Origin of the sequence: Staphylococcus sp. URHA0057 (assembly GCF_000620265.1) — a bacterium.
Classification (GTDB): domain Bacteria; phylum Bacillota; class Bacilli; order Staphylococcales; family Staphylococcaceae; genus Staphylococcus; species Staphylococcus pasteuri.
Genome location: NZ_JHVS01000015.1, coordinates 1511 through 19507, shown reverse-complemented (window position 1 = coordinate 19507; position 17997 = coordinate 1511). Strand labels below are relative to the sequence as shown.

The 17997-nt window shown below is 29.7% G+C and carries 17 protein-coding genes and 1 tRNA gene; 13 read left to right on the top strand and 5 right to left on the bottom strand.

Annotated features, from left to right (window positions below):
• The first annotated feature begins 185 nt into the window (after positions 1 to 185).
• The 6 genes from N524_RS0108830 to N524_RS13430 all read left to right on the top strand — a co-directional run bounded on the left by N524_RS0108830 (position 186) and on the right by N524_RS13430 (position 7327).
• Positions 186 to 1316 carry a DUF445 domain-containing protein gene (locus tag N524_RS0108830; protein ID WP_029056286.1) on the top strand — a complete coding sequence of 377 codons (1131 nt, stop codon included), beginning with the start codon at positions 186 to 188 and terminating at the stop codon, positions 1314 to 1316.
• A 69-nt stretch (positions 1317 to 1385) separates the two neighbouring features.
• Positions 1386 to 1730, top strand: a complete 345-nt coding sequence (locus N524_RS0108825) for a YlbF/YmcA family competence regulator (RefSeq protein WP_017638037.1) — start codon at positions 1386 to 1388, stop codon at positions 1728 to 1730.
• Between the two features lie 250 nt (positions 1731 to 1980).
• The gene (locus N524_RS0108820) at positions 1981 to 3177 is read left to right on the top strand and encodes a metallophosphoesterase family protein (protein ID WP_017638038.1); all 1197 of its coding nucleotides are present in this window, start codon (positions 1981 to 1983) and stop codon (positions 3175 to 3177) included.
• Positions 3167 to 6100: an ATP-binding protein gene (locus tag N524_RS0108815; RefSeq protein ID WP_029056285.1), complete on the top strand. Its 2934-nt coding sequence runs from the start codon at positions 3167 to 3169 to the stop codon at positions 6098 to 6100. The genes N524_RS0108820 and N524_RS0108815 overlap by 11 nt, the downstream gene beginning before the upstream one ends.
• Positions 6100 to 7041 carry a 3'-5' exoribonuclease YhaM gene (gene yhaM, locus N524_RS0108810; protein WP_017638040.1) on the top strand — a complete coding sequence of 314 codons (942 nt, stop codon included), beginning with the start codon at positions 6100 to 6102 and terminating at the stop codon, positions 7039 to 7041. The genes N524_RS0108815 and yhaM overlap by 1 nt, the downstream gene beginning before the upstream one ends.
• 190 nt (positions 7042 to 7231) lie before the next feature.
• Positions 7232 to 7327 (top strand): type I toxin-antitoxin system Fst family toxin, encoded by a 96-nt coding sequence (locus N524_RS13430; RefSeq protein WP_107999723.1) that lies wholly within the window; start codon positions 7232 to 7234, stop codon positions 7325 to 7327.
• A 159-nt stretch (positions 7328 to 7486) separates the two neighbouring features.
• Here the strand turns inward: N524_RS13430 and prsA are convergent, their stop codons facing one another.
• The 4 genes from prsA to N524_RS0108790 form a co-directional block, all read right to left on the bottom strand.
• Complete coding sequence (gene prsA, locus N524_RS0108805) at positions 7487 to 8479, bottom strand: peptidylprolyl isomerase PrsA (RefSeq protein ID WP_029056284.1); 993 nt, start codon at positions 8477 to 8479, stop codon at positions 7487 to 7489.
• Between the two features lie 182 nt (positions 8480 to 8661).
• Positions 8662 to 9219 carry a DUF3267 domain-containing protein gene (locus N524_RS0108800; RefSeq protein WP_029056283.1) on the bottom strand — a complete coding sequence of 186 codons (558 nt, stop codon included), beginning with the start codon at positions 9217 to 9219 and terminating at the stop codon, positions 8662 to 8664.
• A 194-nt stretch (positions 9220 to 9413) separates the two neighbouring features.
• Positions 9414 to 9785, bottom strand: a complete 372-nt coding sequence (locus tag N524_RS0108795) for a YtxH domain-containing protein (protein WP_017638293.1) — start codon at positions 9783 to 9785, stop codon at positions 9414 to 9416.
• 77 nt (positions 9786 to 9862) lie between these two features.
• Positions 9863 to 10288: an HIT family protein gene (locus N524_RS0108790; protein WP_017638294.1), complete on the bottom strand. Its 426-nt coding sequence runs from the start codon at positions 10286 to 10288 to the stop codon at positions 9863 to 9865.
• A gap of 131 nt (positions 10289 to 10419) precedes the next feature.
• Between N524_RS0108790 and ecsA the strand changes: the two genes are divergently transcribed.
• Positions 10420 to 11160: an ABC transporter ATP-binding protein EcsA gene (gene ecsA, locus N524_RS0108785; protein ID WP_017638295.1), complete on the top strand. Its 741-nt coding sequence runs from the start codon at positions 10420 to 10422 to the stop codon at positions 11158 to 11160.
• Positions 11153 to 12376 carry an ABC transporter permease EcsB gene (gene ecsB / locus N524_RS0108780; protein ID WP_029056282.1) on the top strand — a complete coding sequence of 408 codons (1224 nt, stop codon included), beginning with the start codon at positions 11153 to 11155 and terminating at the stop codon, positions 12374 to 12376. The genes ecsA and ecsB overlap by 8 nt, the downstream gene beginning before the upstream one ends.
• 55 nt (positions 12377 to 12431) lie before the next feature.
• Here the strand turns inward: ecsB and traP are convergent, their stop codons facing one another.
• Entirely contained in the window at positions 12432 to 12935 is a 504-nt protein-coding gene (gene traP, locus N524_RS0108775) for a signal transduction protein TRAP (protein WP_017638297.1), read from the bottom strand.
• Between the two features lie 338 nt (positions 12936 to 13273).
• Here traP and hemE point away from each other — a divergent pair, with 338 nt between their 5' ends.
• From hemE to N524_RS0108750, 5 genes are all read left to right on the top strand, one after another.
• Positions 13274 to 14311, top strand: coding sequence for a uroporphyrinogen decarboxylase (gene hemE, locus N524_RS0108770; protein WP_029056281.1), 1038 nt, complete (start codon positions 13274 to 13276; stop codon positions 14309 to 14311).
• A 61-nt stretch (positions 14312 to 14372) separates the two neighbouring features.
• Positions 14373 to 15296 (top strand): ferrochelatase, encoded by a 924-nt coding sequence (gene hemH / locus N524_RS0108765; protein WP_029056280.1) that lies wholly within the window; start codon positions 14373 to 14375, stop codon positions 15294 to 15296.
• Between the two features lie 21 nt (positions 15297 to 15317).
• A complete protein-coding gene (hemY, locus tag N524_RS0108760; protein ID WP_029056279.1) occupies positions 15318 to 16724 on the top strand; it encodes a protoporphyrinogen oxidase in 1407 nt (468 codons plus the stop codon).
• Positions 16725 to 16842: 118 nt separating this feature from the next.
• The gene (locus N524_RS0108755; RefSeq protein WP_017638301.1) at positions 16843 to 17397 is read left to right on the top strand and encodes an RBBP9/YdeN family alpha/beta hydrolase; all 555 of its coding nucleotides are present in this window, start codon (positions 16843 to 16845) and stop codon (positions 17395 to 17397) included.
• A gap of 505 nt (positions 17398 to 17902) precedes the next feature.
• Positions 17903 to 17976, top strand: a tRNA-Met gene (locus N524_RS0108750).
• The last annotated feature ends 21 nt before the right edge of the window (positions 17977 to 17997 follow it).

Sequence of the window (17997 nt, the reverse complement as noted above, 5' to 3'; positions counted from 1 at the left end):
TCACTTTTAAATAGTTAGAAGATGTTTTAGTTATTCGTTATACATATTAGCCTAGGTCATCTATTATGAAGACTTAGGCTTTTATTTATATAACCTGTAAGTTTTTAATAATTTTAATTATCTCTAATTAAATCAGTAACATGCTATAATGAATCATGATTTTTAAAAAGAAGGGAGTCTTTGTCATGCATGCTTTATTTATCATCTTATTTATGATGGTAGTCGGTGCTATTATTGGTGGTATAACTAATGTGATTGCAATAAAAATGTTGTTTCATCCATTTAATCCGTATTATATTTTTAAAATGCGTATTCCATTCACACCTGGTTTAATTCCAAAAAGAAGAGATGAAATTGCTAATAAAATTGGACAAGTCATAGAAGAACATTTACTCACTGAGGAGCTTATCAGACAAAAGTTGAATGATGGACAAGCTAAAGATGCGATAAATGAAATGATTATGAATCAATTAACTCAATTGAAGTCTGATGATATGACTATTTATAATATTGCTAATAAATTTGATTTTAATATAGATGATGTCATCGATCATCAAATGCCAGCCAAAGTAGAAAAGATACTGAATCAATATTATGAATCCAATCAGCAAAAAGCTATCAAAGATATCGTGCCCCAAGAATTAATTAATCTTGTTGATGAGAGGTTAGATGAAGTAGGGGATTTAATTTGTGACCGTGCACGTGTTTATTTATCATCACCTAAAGGAACTCGTGATATAAATGAAATGTTAGATACTTTCTTTAATGAAAAAGGTAAGATAATAGGCTTATTACAAATGTTCATGACACGAGAAAGCATTGCTGATCGTATTCAACAAGAATTAATTCGTTTGACAAGACATCCAAAAGCTAAAAGCATTATTGAGCAAGTTATAAAAAATGAAGTTGAAACATTCAAAAATAAACGATTAGGTGAGTTAGTAGCAAATCATCAATTTAAACAAATGGCAACAACAACCTCTACATTAATCATCACACATTTCAATTTGCATGATAAAGCAAGACAACCAATAAAAGACTTGGCACCTCAATTCATTAAATATTTAGAAAATGAATTGTCAGGTAAACTCACTATGATAATTATAGACCAGTTATCAAGTAACTTATCAACTATCATGCGTAAAATTAATTTAAGACAACTTATAGAAGATCAGATTAATACGTTTGATTTAGACTATATTGAAAAAATTATTATAGATATAGCTAATAAAGAGTTAAAATTAATTATGTCTTTAGGATTCATACTTGGAGGAATAATAGGTATTTTCCAAGGAATAGTCGCAATCTTTGTCTAACTAAATAATATGTGTTACATTATTGAAGAGTGTTAAAACACAAATTAACTCAAAGGAGTGCAATTAACAATGGCAGTAAATTTATATGATTATGCAAACCAATTAGAACAAGCATTAAGAGATAGTGATGAATACAAAGCTATCAAAGATGCTTACGCTAAAGTAAAAGATAATGAAGAATCAAAAAAATTATTTGATGAATTCCGTGAAACTCAAATGAGCTTCCAACAAAAACAAATGCAAGGTGAAGAAATTCCTGAGGAAGACTTACAAAAAGCTCAAGAACAAGCTCAAGCAATCGAAAAAGATGAAAACATTTCAGCTTTAATGCAAGCTGAGCAAAAAATGAGCCAAGTATTCCAAGAAATCAATCAAATCATCGTTAAACCATTAGATGAAATTTACGCTGACTAATTAATCGCGTAATGATTTATACTAGCTACAGTACTGAGATAAGGTACTGTAGCTTATTTTTATGTAATTTACTAATAACATGGTTCTGCATCGACTGTAGCGTTTCACATATGGTAAAATGAGTAGATATAAAGGAAAATTATAAATAGTTATAACTTAATAATTAAAAAGATAATTCGTTTTTATAACTTTAACTACATTTTTTAATTAATGCAGTTATAAAGTGTCTTAAATAAGGAGAATAAAGCTTATGGTCAAATTTATACATTGTGCGGATTTACATTTAGACAGTCCTTTTAAATCTAAAAGCCATTTAAGTCCTAAAATTTTTGAGGATGTACAAAAAAGCGCATATGAAAGTTTCCAACAAATTGTTGACTTAGCATTACAAGAAGAAGTGGACTTTATTATTATTGCTGGAGATTTATTTGATAAAGAAAATCGTACATTACGAGCAGAAGTATTTTTAAAAGAACAGTTTGAACGTTTACAAAAAGAACAAATTTTTGTCTATATTTGTCATGGTAATCATGATCCATTATCTACTAAAATTTCATCAAATTGGCCTAAAAATGTTTCGGTATTCTCAAATCAAGTAGAAACATATCAAGCAATTACTAAAGATGGAGAAACAATCTTTATCCATGGTTTTAGTTACCAAAATGAGGCAAGCTATGAAAATAAAATTGATAGTTTCCCATCAAGTCAAGGTCAACAAGGAATACATATAGGTGTACTTCATGGAACTTATAGTAAATCATCAGTTAAAGATAGATATACTGAATTTAGATTAGAAGATTTAAATAATAAATTATATCACTATTGGGCATTAGGTCATATTCATGAACGCCAACAGTTAAGTGATATGCCTGTAATTAATTATCCTGGTAATATTCAAGGAAGACATTTTAATGAAAAAGGTGAAAAAGGTTGTCTACTTATACAAGGGGACAATTTAAAACTAAAAACTAAATTTTATCCGACACAATATATCAAATTTGAAGAAGCTACAATTGAAACGACACAAACTACAAAGCAAGGATTATATGAAGCAATACAATCTTTTAAAGATAAAGTACGCGATGAAGGTAAAGCATTCTATAGATTAAATGTCGTTATTAAGAGTGAAACGATGTTATCTCCTCAAGATGTATTACAAGTTGAAGAAATGATTTCAGACTATGAAGAACATGAAAAAGACTTTGTCTTTATTGAAGATTTGAACATCCAATATGCAACAAATGATGAACCTCCATTAGTCAAAGAGTTTTCAAAAGACCTATTAGATGACAGTTCTGTTTTTGATAAAGCTATGTCTGATTTATATTTAAATCCACGAGCATCTAAATATTTAGATGACTATACTTCATTTGATAAAACCGAATTAGTTAATCATGCTGAAGATTTATTAAAGGCAGACATGAGAGGTGAACATAATGATAATTAAATCACTTGAAATATATGGATATGGACAATTTGTTCAACGTACAATTGAGTTTAATCAGTCATTTACTGAGATTTTTGGTGATAATGAAACTGGGAAATCTACAATTCAAGCATTTATACATTCAATTTTATTCGGTTTTCCTACTAAAAAGTCTAAAGAACCTCGTTTAGAGCCTAGGTTAGGTAATCAATATGGCGGAAAACTGAAGCTTCAGTTAGATGATAATAGTATCGTTGAAGTTGAACGTATTAAAGGAAGCGCCCAAGGTGACGTTAAAGTTTATCTAGAAGATGGTACAGTTAGAGATGAAGAATGGCTTCAAAAGAAATTGAATTATATTTCTAAGAAAACGTATCAAGGTATCTTCTCTTTTGACGTTTTAGGCTTACAAGATATTCATCGCAATTTAGATGAAAAACAATTACAAGATTATTTGTTAGAAGCGGGTGCGTTAGGCTCAACTGAATTTACAAGTATGAGAGATACAATCAGCTTAAAAAAAGACGAATTGTATAAAAAATCTGGTAAAAATCCAATTATCAATCAACAAGTCGAACAATTGAAACAATTAGAAGCACAAATACGTGAAGAAGAAGCAAAGTTAGATACTTATCATAGATTAGTAGATGAAAAAGATAAGTCATCTCGAAGACTTGATAATCTAAAACAAAACTTAAATCAACTCTCTAAAATGCATGAAGCTAAGCAGAAAGAAGTAGCTTTACATGATCAAACTCAAGAATGGAAACAACTTGAACAAGCACTTAATATAGAACCATTACATTTTCCTGAAAAAGGTATCGATCGTTATGAAACTGCTAAAGCTCATAAACAATCCTTAGTAAGAGATATTGATTTAAGAGAACAACAATTATCACAAATTGAACAAGAAAATCAATCACTTCAACCGGTAAAACAATCTGATATTGATGCGTTTAATAGTTTATATCAACAAGAAAATGAGATTAAACAAAAAGAGTATGAATTAAGATCTAGTGAAAAAGAAATTTCTGATAAACAACGTGATAAAGAAAGTATGCAGTCAAATATTGGGTGGAATGAAACGCATCACCAAGTAGATAGTTCCGAAGCTATGAAGAGTCACATTAGTGACCAAGTGAAGGATAAGCAAGAACAAGTTGCATATATTCAACAATTAGAAAGAAGTCTTGAAGATAATAAAATAGATCAGAGTGCGAATACTAATGAACTTGAACAATTAGAAAGTCAACTTGTTCCCGAAGAAACATTCGAGAAGAAAAAAGAACATAAACAACAAATCGTTGAATTAAACGAAAAAGAAAACTTATATGAAAAATTAAAAGAGACATTTGAACTCGAACAAGAAAGAAAAAATAAACGCCAGAATATATTACGATGGGCATTTATTTTATTAGCTATTGTAGGTGCAGCGTTAACTGTCTTTGCATTTATTTCTCAAAATATGTTGTTTGGTATTATTTTTGCAATCTTAACAGTAGTATTTATCGTAGGTATTTTCTTAGTGAAATCTAAAGAAGTTGATTATAGCGAAACAATTACTCAAGAAATTGATGATTTAGAAAATCAATTACAAGAATTGGAAAAAGATTATAATTTAGACTTCGATTTAGATGAACAATTTCGTATTCGTGACCATTGGCAACACGCTTTGAAAAATAAAGACGTTTTAGCTGAGAAGTCAAGCTATATAGAAAGTTCATTATCTAAAGCACAACAACGTTTAGAAGAAATCAATAATAGTATTGAAGTAGCTAAACAAGAGTTACATTTATCACCTAAAATATCAGATAATCTTATTGTTGAAAGTATTAGCACAATGAGTCAAATTAAGTCAAATGACCAATATTTAGATGATCTTAATAGCAAACGACATCAACTAGTAAATGATATAGAAGCTTTCTACAATCATGCTGAAGCAGTAACTCAATCTCAATTTACTTATTTCAATAAGATGTCATTCTTCCATGATGTCAAACAATGGTTAAAAAATGCAGAAGAAAATAATGAGAAATGGTATAAAAATAGTGAACAGAGCAAATTACTTAAAAATGAATTAACTCAATTACGTTCACATTTAGATGAAAGTAATAATACGATTAAAGAATTATTTAATCATATAAATGTTTCAAATGAAGAAGCTTTTTATCAACATCATGAAAATTACCAAACTTATACAAATCAAATGACACGTTTTAACGATTTAACTAAATATCTAGAAAATCAAAATTATTCTTATGAATCTAGTTCACAACTAAGTGAAAAAACTAGCGCACAATTAAACGAAGAAAATCAACTTTTAGCGCAACAAGTAGATCAATATAATGAACAATATCTTGATATGCAAGCTGAAGTTAGTGATTTAAATGCGCAAATTAATAATATGGAAACAGATACGACACTAACTAATTTACGTCATGAATATCATAGCTTGAAAAATAGAATGAATGATATTGCTAAAGATTGGGCAAGTTTAAGCTACTTACAAAGTTTAGTAGATGAGCATATTAAACAAATTAAAGATAAACGTTTGCCACAAGTCATCAATGAAGCGATTATTATTTTCAAAAATCTTACTAATCATGCTTATACAAATATTTATTACTCAGAAGAGGCAATTCAAGTGAAACATGAAAATGGCCAAATTTTCCAACCAGTAGAACTAAGTCAATCTACAAAAGAATTATTATATGTTGCACTTAGAATAAGTTTAATCAAAGTTTTAAAACCATATTATCCATTCCCAATTATAGTGGACGATGCATTTGTACATTTTGATAAAGCACGTAAAGAAAGAATGTTGAACTATTTAAGAGAATTATCTCAAGATTATCAAGTCTTATACTTTACATGTACAAATGATAATATCATTCCAAATAAAGAAATGATTACTTTAAATAAATTTGAGAAAGGCGGGAAATAATGAGAAATGTAGAAAAATTAAATCCCGGTGATTCGGTTAATCACTTCTTTTTAATTCATAGAGCAACGCAAGGTGTAACAGCTCAAGGTAAAGATTATATGACACTGTTCTTGCAAGATAAGAGTGGGGACATTGAAGCTAAATTATGGACTGCGACTAAAGAAGACATGCAAACATTAAAACCTGAAGAAATAGTACATGTTAAAGGTGATGTTATTAATTATCGTGGTCGTAAACAAATGAAAGTAAATCAAATAAGACTAGCTACGCCTGAAGAAAATATGAATACTCAAGATTTTGTTGATGGCGCACCAATGACACCAGCAGAAATTCAAGAAGCTCTTTCTCATTATATGCTTGATATTGAGAATGCCAGTTTACAACGCATAACAAGACATTTAATTAAAAAATATCAAGAAAGCTTCTTTACGTATCCGGCAGCAAGTTCCCATCATCATAATTTTGCCAGTGGTTTAAGTTATCATGTCTTAACAATGTTACGTGTTGCTAAATCGATATGCGATATTTATCCATTATTAAATAGAAGTCTTTTATATAGTGCTATTATTTTACATGATTTAGGAAAAGTAAAAGAGCTTAGTGGACCAGTAGCAACTACTTATACTGTAGAAGGAAACTTATTAGGACATATTTCTATTGCAAGTGATGAAGTAGCTGAAGCAGCTAAAGAGCTTGGTATTGATGGAGAAGAGGTAATGTTGCTTAGACATATGATTCTTGCTCATCATGGTAAATTAGAATTTGGATCACCTAAAATGCCTCATTTGAAAGAGGCTGAGATTTTATTTTTCATAGATAATATTGATGCTAAAATGAATATGTTTGAAAAAGCATTTAAGAAAACTGAAAAAGGTCAATTTACAGAACGAATTTTTGGACTTGAAAATAGACAATTTTACAATCCAACACAATTAGATTAGAAGTTCAGAAAAGGTGATATAGCTCAATGAAGAGCTACATCACCTTTTTAAATTATAAATATTTGTTATTCAAAAGTAATTTAAACTAAACAGACAATCTTTATATTTAAAATGTATTTTATGATGATATAATAATCATGTCGCCTATCTCTCAGGCGTCACTTCGACGATGAGAGGGGGTGTTCATTCCATGTCTGAAATCTTTGTTCATATTATGACTACTGTTATCAGTGGTTGTATTGTTACGTTGTTTGCACATTGGCTACGGCATCGTAACGATAAGTAAATAGGTGACAATTGTAGTCACACTAAAAAATCCCCTCACTACCGCAAATAGTGAGGGGATTGGTGTTTCCATACTGAAATCTTTGTTGATTACATTATAACATGCGTTTGTACTATTGCAAAATGTTACATTTAAAAAAGATTTTAGTGAAGATATATCTTAAGAGCCAGTCATTCCAGTTGCACCTTGTTGTGAACTAGCGCCACCTTGAGAAGACTGTTGTTGCTGTTGTTTTATTTTGTCTGGATCTAAAATAGTATCATCAACTGCTTTTTTAATATCTCTATCTTTATAGTCTACATTATATTCGTCTAATATATCTTTATAAGCATCGGTTAATAATTTAGGATTTTTTTGAATTTTTTGTTCTAAAATTTTAGATTTAAGGTTAGATTTTTCAGAGTTAAAGTCTGTTTCTTTATCTGCTTTAATAATATGATAACCGTAGTCTGTTTTAACTACTTTAGATACTTCGCCTTCTTTAAGTTTGAATAGTGCTTTATCGAAGCTATCCATCATTTGGCCCTTAGTTACATAACCAAGAGAACCATCTTTTTTGGCACTTGATTTATCCATAGATTCTTTTTTAGCGATTTCTCCAAATTTACTTGGATCTTTAGATACTTCTTTTTGAATTTCTTCAGCTTTTTGTTTTGCTTTTTTATCTGATAAACCTTCTTTGTCACTATCTTTAGATTTTACTTTGATCAAGATATGAGAGGCTTTTTTAGTATTATCTTTGATTTCTTTATCTGACACTTTAACTTTATCGTTCAATAGTTCTTTTTGATAAGCTGATAAACGTTTTTGTTCTTTATAATCATCCATAGACATTCCTTGTTGTTTTAAGACACTTTCAAATTGATCTTTACCGCCATATTGTTTTTCTTCTTTTTTAATATCTTTTTCGATATCTTTAGTATCCACTTTGTCTTTATATTTATCTGCAAGAATTTTATCTAATACAATACTAAATGATTTACTAGCGATTTGGTCTTTACCAATTTTCTTCATCACATCTTCTACTTTAACATCGCCAGCTTTTGATGAAATAAGAGTATTTTCTTTAGAATCAGTTGCATCAGATCCACATGCGCCTAATAAAAGGGCACTTGCAGTTACAGGTATCATAATTTTATTAAATGCTTTCATAAGTTGTTAACTCCTTTATGTATATAATCAAGTAAAATATAACATATAAAATGAGGCGTACCAATTCATAACCCTCTCTTTAGGACTATAGTACTAGTTTTATTGAAAAATATATGATTAATTTTGTTATATAAAATAAAAATTGGACCATATGAAAGGGTCCAATTTTAATATAAAGATCATTATACAGTTGTAACAAATTTCTCTTTCTTTAATATGTGGATACCAGATCGGTGTTCCTCAATATAGTTTCCATAATTAGAGAAAATAAGTATCTTTAAATACATTAAATCTAAAATAGAAAAACCAAAGTTAAGTGCCAATAAAAACATAAAATAATGTCCATATTGCGGGAACTTCACACACAAAGCGATGAACAACATTGATATTAAAATGAAAGGTAAAATCAAATTAATACAAAAATAAATTTTATGAATAGGTGTATTAACGTAAGTATTAAAATATGGAATCCATTTTCTTCGCGTTAATTTATGTACTCTAAAAGATTTATAATAAGGAATAAAAAATAACAGATGTACACTTTTATGTAGTGGATACATAAAGAATGTAATTGCTAAAACAATAAGAAAATGTTTGTCAGATAATGGTGTATCACTAAAGAAATACATGATTTCATAACTAACTAAAAACATTATAATAGTACCAACAATACTCATGAAGGCAATTCTAGGTATGCCAAAACGTTCATGAATATCAATTTGTCTTGTACATAAAAACATGAGACATGCCTCACTTCTTAATCAATATATGATTCGTATTATCTATTGAAATTTATATGAAGTCAATATCTATTTGCAGATTAGATTAAATGAACATTCTTAATTTAATACTTATGTTCCTAAGTTATTAATAAAATAATAACCCCTATCCAAATAATTATTCTTGAATAGGGGAAACATTATAGTACAAAAAATTATTTCTCTTTAGAAAATGTATTACTAATTTCTTCGCCACGATTTTGTAAATTTTCAATATGAGATTGTAATTTTTCGATATTAGGGTTGATATCAGATTTGAAGTTACCAATTAAAGTTTTGATTTCGTCACCAATTGAACTACCAAATTCAGTACCTTCATTTTTAATTTGTGAACTATAATTTAAAATATCGTTGAATGATTGTTTCATAGTTTCAAGTTCACGTTGTAACTCAGATTGAGCGCCAGTAGGTTGGCTACCATCAATAGTATTGTTCTTAACGCTTTGGTCATCACGATTTCTTAAAGATACTGCGAAGCCTGCGGCAACACCTACGCCAATACCAAATAATACGCGTGTTACTTTCATTATAATTCTCCTCACTTTTATATCTCGGATAATAGTATTATTCATCTTATACCCATTTTAATATAGATTATGCATGATTATTCGAAATGGGCTTGAATTTGAGCAGCAATTTCTTTTTTAGCATCATCATTTAATTCATCTTCGTGTGTTTCCCATTTATAACCGAAACCATCAATATCATTTTCATATCTAGGAATTAAGTGAAAATGTAAGTGGAATACAGATTGATCAGCAAACTCACCATTATTTTGAATAATATTAAGACCATCAGGATTAAATGCTTTTTTAATTGCATTCGCTACTTTAGGTAGCGCAACCCCGATATGTTTCATTGTTTCTTCATCAGTTTCAAAAATATTTGCAGAAGCTTTTTTAGGAATTAATAAAGTGTGTCCTTTTGTAACTTGAGAAATATCTAAAAATGCATAGACATAGTCATTTTCATATATTTTAAAGCTTGGTATTTCACCAGTAATAATTTTACTGAAAATTGTTTCAGACATTTTGATAACACTCCTCTTCGTTTCATCTTAAAATACATTATAGCATTACTTAGGAAAAAACGTCATTCTTCATAGCTAATTTTAGGAGTAAAACATAATTTTTGGTACAATAGTTTTCGTGGAGGTGCCTTATGACAGTAAAAGTAGAACATCTAACAGGTGGTTATGGAAAACGACCAGTTATTAAAGATATCAATTTTGAATTAAATAAAGGTGAGATAGTTGGATTGATAGGTTTAAATGGGGCTGGAAAGAGTACTACAATTAAACATATGTTAGGATTATTAACGCCTTCATCAGGGTCACTATCAATTTCAGAAACAAATATAAATGACGATATAGAAGAATATCGTAGAAAACTTTCATATATTCCAGAATCACCAGTAATATATGAAGAATTGACTTTACAAGAACATATAGAAATGACTGCGATGGCTTATGGTCTTACACATGAAGTAGCAATGGAAAGGGCAAAGCCTTTATTAAAAGTATTTAGACTTGAAGATGAATTAAAAGTTTTTCCAAGTCATTTTTCAAAAGGTATGAAACAAAAAGTCATGATTATATGTGCATTTATTGTGAATCCTGAATTATACATTATCGATGAACCATTTCTAGGATTGGATCCATTAGGTATACAATCAATGCTCGATTTAATGGTAGAAAAGAAAAATGAAGGACGTACAGTTCTTATGAGTACACATATTTTAGCTACTGCAGAGCGTTATTGTGATCGATTTATTATCTTAGATAAAGGTGAAGTTGTAGCATTTGGTAATTTAGAAGAGTTAAGAGAACAAACAGGATTGAAAGAACACACACTAGATGATATTTATATTCACGTCACTCAAGGTGGAAATGCCAATGATTAATGAGGCAACTACATTATTCAGGAAACGTCAGAAAGCGATTCGAAAGGAAAAGAATTATTATAATAAATTCATTTTCAATGGTCACTTTACAGTATTTTTATTAATATTATTTGGTGCTTTTATAATGGGGTATGGCGAATGGTTGAAGCATATACCTCAACATATTGATTATGCTTTGATTACAAGTATTATTATCGCCTTGTTATCATTATTTCCATTAAGAACATTATTAAAAGAAGCAGACCAAATTTTTCTATTACCATTTGAAAAATATATGAAACGATACATGACATTAAGTATTAATTATAGTTATTTCACTAGAATAATGATGTTATTACTTATTCTTATTGTTCCCTTCCCATTATTCTATCAATTAAGTGAAAGTAATATTCAATATTATATTGCATTTGCGTTAGTTGCCTTATTAACACCATATATAGTATTGCATTTAAGATGGTGTTTATATCAATTAGGTGTATCTACTTGGATAGTTAATGTGAGTTTTTTCATTATTTTAAGCCTTAATTTTTATATAATATTAGGCTTACATTCTTATTTAGGGATATTAATTACGATTGCAATGGCAGTGTTAATTGTTGTACTAAAAGGTAAGGTAGCTAAACAATTATACCCGTGGGAAAGAATGATTGCGATTGAGCAAAGACATCATACGAATTATTATAAATTCGTGAATATGTTTACAGATGTTAAACATTTAAGAGAGACAGCAGTACGTCGTAGTTATTTAGATTTTATTTTACCAGTACCAAAAGGCAAAAAATTTAATGCCAATCAAATGTACTTATATTTATTTATGAGAAGTTTTGTAAGAGGGAGAGATGCTTTTAGCATTATAATAAGATTAATGTTAATCGCAGTTGTATTAATCATATGGCTTTCTCATCCTATTGTAGGTATTTTAATAGGAAGTTTATTTATGTATATCACGCTATTGCAAATGTCACAGTTTTATACGCAACAAGCTTATGGTCTCTGGCCTCAAGTTTGGCCAGCACCAGATACTATTGTAATTAAAGGATACGAAAAATTTCTTTATAGACTTATGATAGTTATAGGTGTGGTATTCACAATAGCATTTTCAATTATGAATCCTACATTATTCTTTTTCTCAATTGTATTTTTCTTAGTAGGCTATTTGACTATTAGAAGTACAATTAAAAAACTAAAATATCAAGAAACGTTATTACGAGATTAAAAAAGTTGTCCTATTTGCGAAATTGAATTACTTCGCTATAGGACAACCTTTTTTATTATTGATGATCTACAGGATATAAGTAACGTTCGAAATAACTTGAATGTTGACCACTATATCCAAAGAATTGATTTAAAGCAGTTTTAGAAAAGTGCTCCTGGAATAAATCTGATGATTTGAAATCTTCATAAGCACTTCTATTTGCAAAACCAAAATATAATTTATAAGTATTACCTTCTAATGGTCTCAATAATCGATAACTTTTGAAACCACCAAAGTTATCAAATGGAGCACCAAAATGAAGAAGTTGTTTTTCTAATTGATTTTTATGATCTTCAGATGAAGGTATGAAGAGCGCAGAATAGAAATGTTCTTCATTAAATTCACCCACGCTATATAAAACTTCATAAGCACTTGGATGCTTCAGTACAGATTTGCCTTCAGTTTCTTCTAAAATAACAGATGTATCTGAAGCAGAATATTGAAATAGATTATGATCTGGATTATTAATTTGAATTTGATTTAAAAAACCATAAGTACCATACGATGTATATAAATTCATGATCCTTACCTCCCTTGTTTTAATTAATTATACGATTATAAATTTCTATTTTCTACCTTCAAAGTCTTAATTTTGAAATAAATGTATAAAAATGGATTGATTTTTTACAAATTAAACTAAAATTAATTGCTATTAATTTATATCATTACTATTAAATGTTTAATTATAATACTAATACACTTTAACAAAACGAAAAATTATGAGATAAGCTATGTAGATACAAATAATTTATAAAACATTTTACTATGTCTTTTTTATGACATTTAAGCACATTAAAATACGAAATAACTAAGTATATGCTATTATAGATAAGAATGATTTTAATTTAGGAGGACTATATGGTACATAGTAAGAATGATACTATTTTAAAAATGATTAAAGGTGAAAAGACCTCTCATACACCAGTCTGGTTTATGCGTCAGGCAGGGCGATCTCAACCTGAATATCGTAAATTAAAAGAGAAATATTCACTGTTTGAAATTACTCATCAACCTGAACTATGTGCTTATGTGACACATTTACCAGTTGATAATTACAATACGGATGCAGCAATTTTATATAAAGACATTATGACACCTTTAAAACCTATTGGTGTAGATGTAGAAATTAAATCTGGAATAGGTCCAGTTATTCAAAATCCAATCAAAACAGTCCAAGACGTGGAAAAGTTATCACAGATAGATCCGAAAAGAGATGTGCCATATGTTTTAGATACAATCAAACTGTTAACTGAAGAAAAATTAAATGTACCTTTAATTGGATTTACTGGCGCACCATTTACACTAGCCTCATATATGATAGAAGGTGGCCCTTCTAAAAACTATAATCAAACAAAAGCTATGATGTACAGTGATGAAGCGACTTGGTTTGCTTTAATGGATCATTTAGTAGCGGTTTCGATAGATTATGCTAATGCACAAGTAGAAGCTGGTGCTGAATTAATTCAAATTTTTGATTCATGGGTCGGCGCATTAAATGTTCAAGACTATAGAAAATATATTAAACCAGGTATGGACAAGTTAGTTAAAGGCATTAAATTAAAACATGATGTTCCAGTTATTTTGTTCGGAGTGGGTGCTAGTCATTTAATCAATGAATGGAATGATTTACCTATAGATGTATTGGGACTTGATTGGAGAACATCAATACAACAAGCACAACAGCTTGGTGTAACTAAGACGCTACAAGGTAATTTAGATCCTTCATTATTATTAGCACCATGGGATGTAATAGAAGAAAGATTAAAAGATATCTTAGATCAAGGCATGGAAAGAGGACAACATATTTTCAACCTTGGACATGGTGTGTTCCCAGAAGTTCAACCAGAAACTTTACGTAATGTAAGCCAATTCGTTCACGACTATACACATCAGTAATTTAGCATTATGAATTTCAATAGATTAAGTAATAGCAATAGACTAAAGGGTGGTTTTATAAATGAGTAAAACAATAGGTTTATTAGTAATGGCATATGGTACACCTTATAAAGAAAGTGACATTGAGCCATATTATACTGACATTAGACATGGTAAAAAACCAACAGATGACGAGCTACAAGATTTAAAAGATCGTTATGAATTTATTGGGGGATTATCTCCATTAGCTGGAACAACAGACAGACAAGCAGAAGCATTAAGAGGTGCATTAAATGAATCTTATGAAGATGTAGAGTTTAAATTATATTTAGGGCTAAAACATATTTCACCGTATATAGAAGAAGCGGTTGAATCTATGCATAAAGATGGAATTACTGAAGCGGTCACTGTTGTATTAGCACCACATTATTCAAGTTTTTCAGTAGGATCTTATGATGAACGTGCAGAAGAAGAAGCTGAAAAATATGGTATTCAATTACATCATGTAAAACATTATTACCATCAACCTAAATTCTTAGAGTTTTGGACTAATCAAATCAATCACACATTAGAACAAATTCCTACAGAAGAACATGATGACACTGTATTAGTAGTATCAGCTCATAGCTTACCAAAAGGTTTAATTGAGAAAAATAATGACCCTTATCCAAATGAGTTACATGATACTGCAGTACAATTAAAAGAGCAATCAAATATTATCCACGTAGCAGAAGGTTGGCAATCAGAAGGTAATACAGGTACACCTTGGTTAGGACCTGATGTTCAAGATTTAACAAGAGATTTATTTAATGAACATGGATATAAACATTTTATTTATACGCCAGTAGGATTTGTATGCGAACACCTTGAAGTGTTATATGACAATGACCATGAATGTAAAGTAGTGTGCGATGACTTAGGTGCAAACTACTATCGTCCAGAGATGCCTAATACGCATCCATTATTTATTGGTGCGATTGTAGACGAAATTAAAACAGTATTTTAATAGAAGGAAGCGTGAATGATTTTGAGTAAGAATGTAGCAATCATCGGAGCAGGTATAACCGGTTTAACAAGTGCTTACTATATGAAAAAACAAAATCCTAACTTAAATGTTACTATCTATGAGGCAAGTAATCGTCCAGGTGGTAAAATTCAAACGTATCGTAAAGATGGTTATACTATTGAATTAGGACCCGAATCATACTTAGGTAGAAAAACTATTATGACTGATATAGCTAAGGAGATTGGATTAGGCGATGATTTGATTACGAATACTACAGGTCAATCATACATTTATGCTAAAAATAAATTATACCCTATCCCAGGTGGTTCTATTATGGGAATACCTACGGATATAAAACCTTTTATAAAAACAAAATTGATTTCTCCATTAGGTAAGTTACGAGCAGGTCTAGATCTATTTAAAAAGCCTATAGAGATTGAAGATGACATTTCAGTAGGTGACTTTTTTAGACAGCGTTTAGGTGATGAAGTACTTGAAAATTTAATTGAGCCACTAATGGGTGGCATTTATGGTACAAATATTGATGATTTAAGTTTGATGAGTACTTTCCCTAATTTTAAAGAAAAAGAAGAAGCTTTTGGTAGTTTAATCAAAGGCATGAAAGATGAGAGGGAACAACGTATTAAACAACGCCAACTATATCCAGGTGCCCCTAAAGGTCAATTTAAGCAATTTAGACACGGACTTAGTTCGTTCATAGAGGCTTTAGTTGAAGCTGTAACAAAACAAGGTGTCAATATTGAATATAATACAGAGGTTGAAGATATTATTATATCTCAAACTGACTATCAAGTAATTGTCGATGGCAAAAAAGAATTTTATGATGGGGTATTAGTAACAACACCACAACAAGTCTTTATGGACTGGTTTAACCATGATCCAGCATTTGATTATTTCAATACAATGGATTCAACGACAGTAGCAACAGTGGTACTTGCATTTGATGAAAAGGATATTGAAAATACTTATGATGGAACAGGTTTCGTTATTGCTAGAACAAGTAATACAAGCATAACAGCATGTACATGGACTTCAAAAAAATGGCCATTTACAACTCCAGAAGGAAAAGTGTTAATCAGAGCTTATGTTGGTAAACCAGGAGATACAGTTGTTGATGACCATACAGATGAAGAAATTGTATCTATTGTACGTCAAGATTTACAACAGATGATGACGTTCAAAGGTGACCCAGAATTTACTATTGTTAATCGTTTGCCTAAGAGTATGCCTCAATACCATGTAGGTCATATTAAGCAAATTAGAGAAATACAACAGCATATTAAACGAACTTATCCACGTTTAAAAATTACTGGTGCACCATTTGAAGCAGTTGGACTACCAGATTGTATTCAACAAGGACATAATGCAGTTGATGAAATGCTAGAAGAATTAAAGTTGATCAATTAACAAATCAATTAAGCACTTTGAAGGGATAAATATATCTTTTTAAAGTGCTTTTATTATAAAATAAAGTAAAATGAGTCATGATTATTTTTTAAATTATATAATGTGAGGTTTGATAATAATGACAGACGTAATAATAGTTCATTCAAGTGTAGGCAATGCACATAATCATTGGTATGAATGGTTAGGACATAATTTAACATTAGAAGGTTATGAGGTTACATTATTTAATTTAGAAGCAGATACACCTGCTAATCTAGATATGTGGGTAACACAAATGCAACAGCAAATAAATGTTAGGAAAAAAGATACATATTTTGTGACACATGGATTTGGAACAATCACAAGTTTAAAATTTATTGAAAGTTTAAATCAAAATATTGAAGGTTTATTCAGTATTGCTGGATTTAGAGACGATGCACAAGATATTGATGAAAATATAGATTTACAAGATGTAACCATAGATTATGATACTGTCAAAAATAAAGTAGACTACTTTTATGGACTTTGTTCAAAGAGTGACAAGCATGTTTCATATAAAGAAACAAAAAGACTTATGGATACACTAGAAGGTCATATTCGTGTTGTTGAAGAAGGCGGTCATTTCATGGAAGAAGATGGTTTTACAACATTTACCGCTTTACAAGATCGTATGCAAGGACTAATGACACAATAATTTGATATGAGTAGGGGAGGGGAGGTATTTATAAAGTTTAATCATATATAAACAATAAGTGTTTTGTTATCGGTGTTAATATAGTGCTAAAAGATAACTAAACATGTATATTAAACCAATGTTAGTAGGATTTATTTGAAGGAATGTTCCAGTAGATACGTCGCAAAATCAATAAGCTTTATTAAGAAATGTTTCTTTTTAAGATTTATAACATGTGTAAAAAGTTTAATTTGATGATGTTGGCAAGTGATTTTGTGACCATTTGCACACTTTTGTTATAAAATGATTTAACTAGTTAATTATTACACATTTTAATTGTAAATAATTATTGACTATTAGTTTTAAAATTAATATACTAATAAAGTGTTAAGCGAGAGCGATTTAAAGCTAATTTGATGTATCAAATATTTTGAAATTTAAGAGATTGTAAATTTAAATTAAAAAATGTATTGACTTTGTTAAGTTAATAATGGTACAATAATCAAGTAGTCAAAAATAATATTATCGCGGGATGGAGCAGTTCGGTAGCTCGTCGGGCTCATAACCCGAAGGTCGGTGGTTCAAATCCGCCTCCCGCAATACATAGTTTTAATAGGTCTC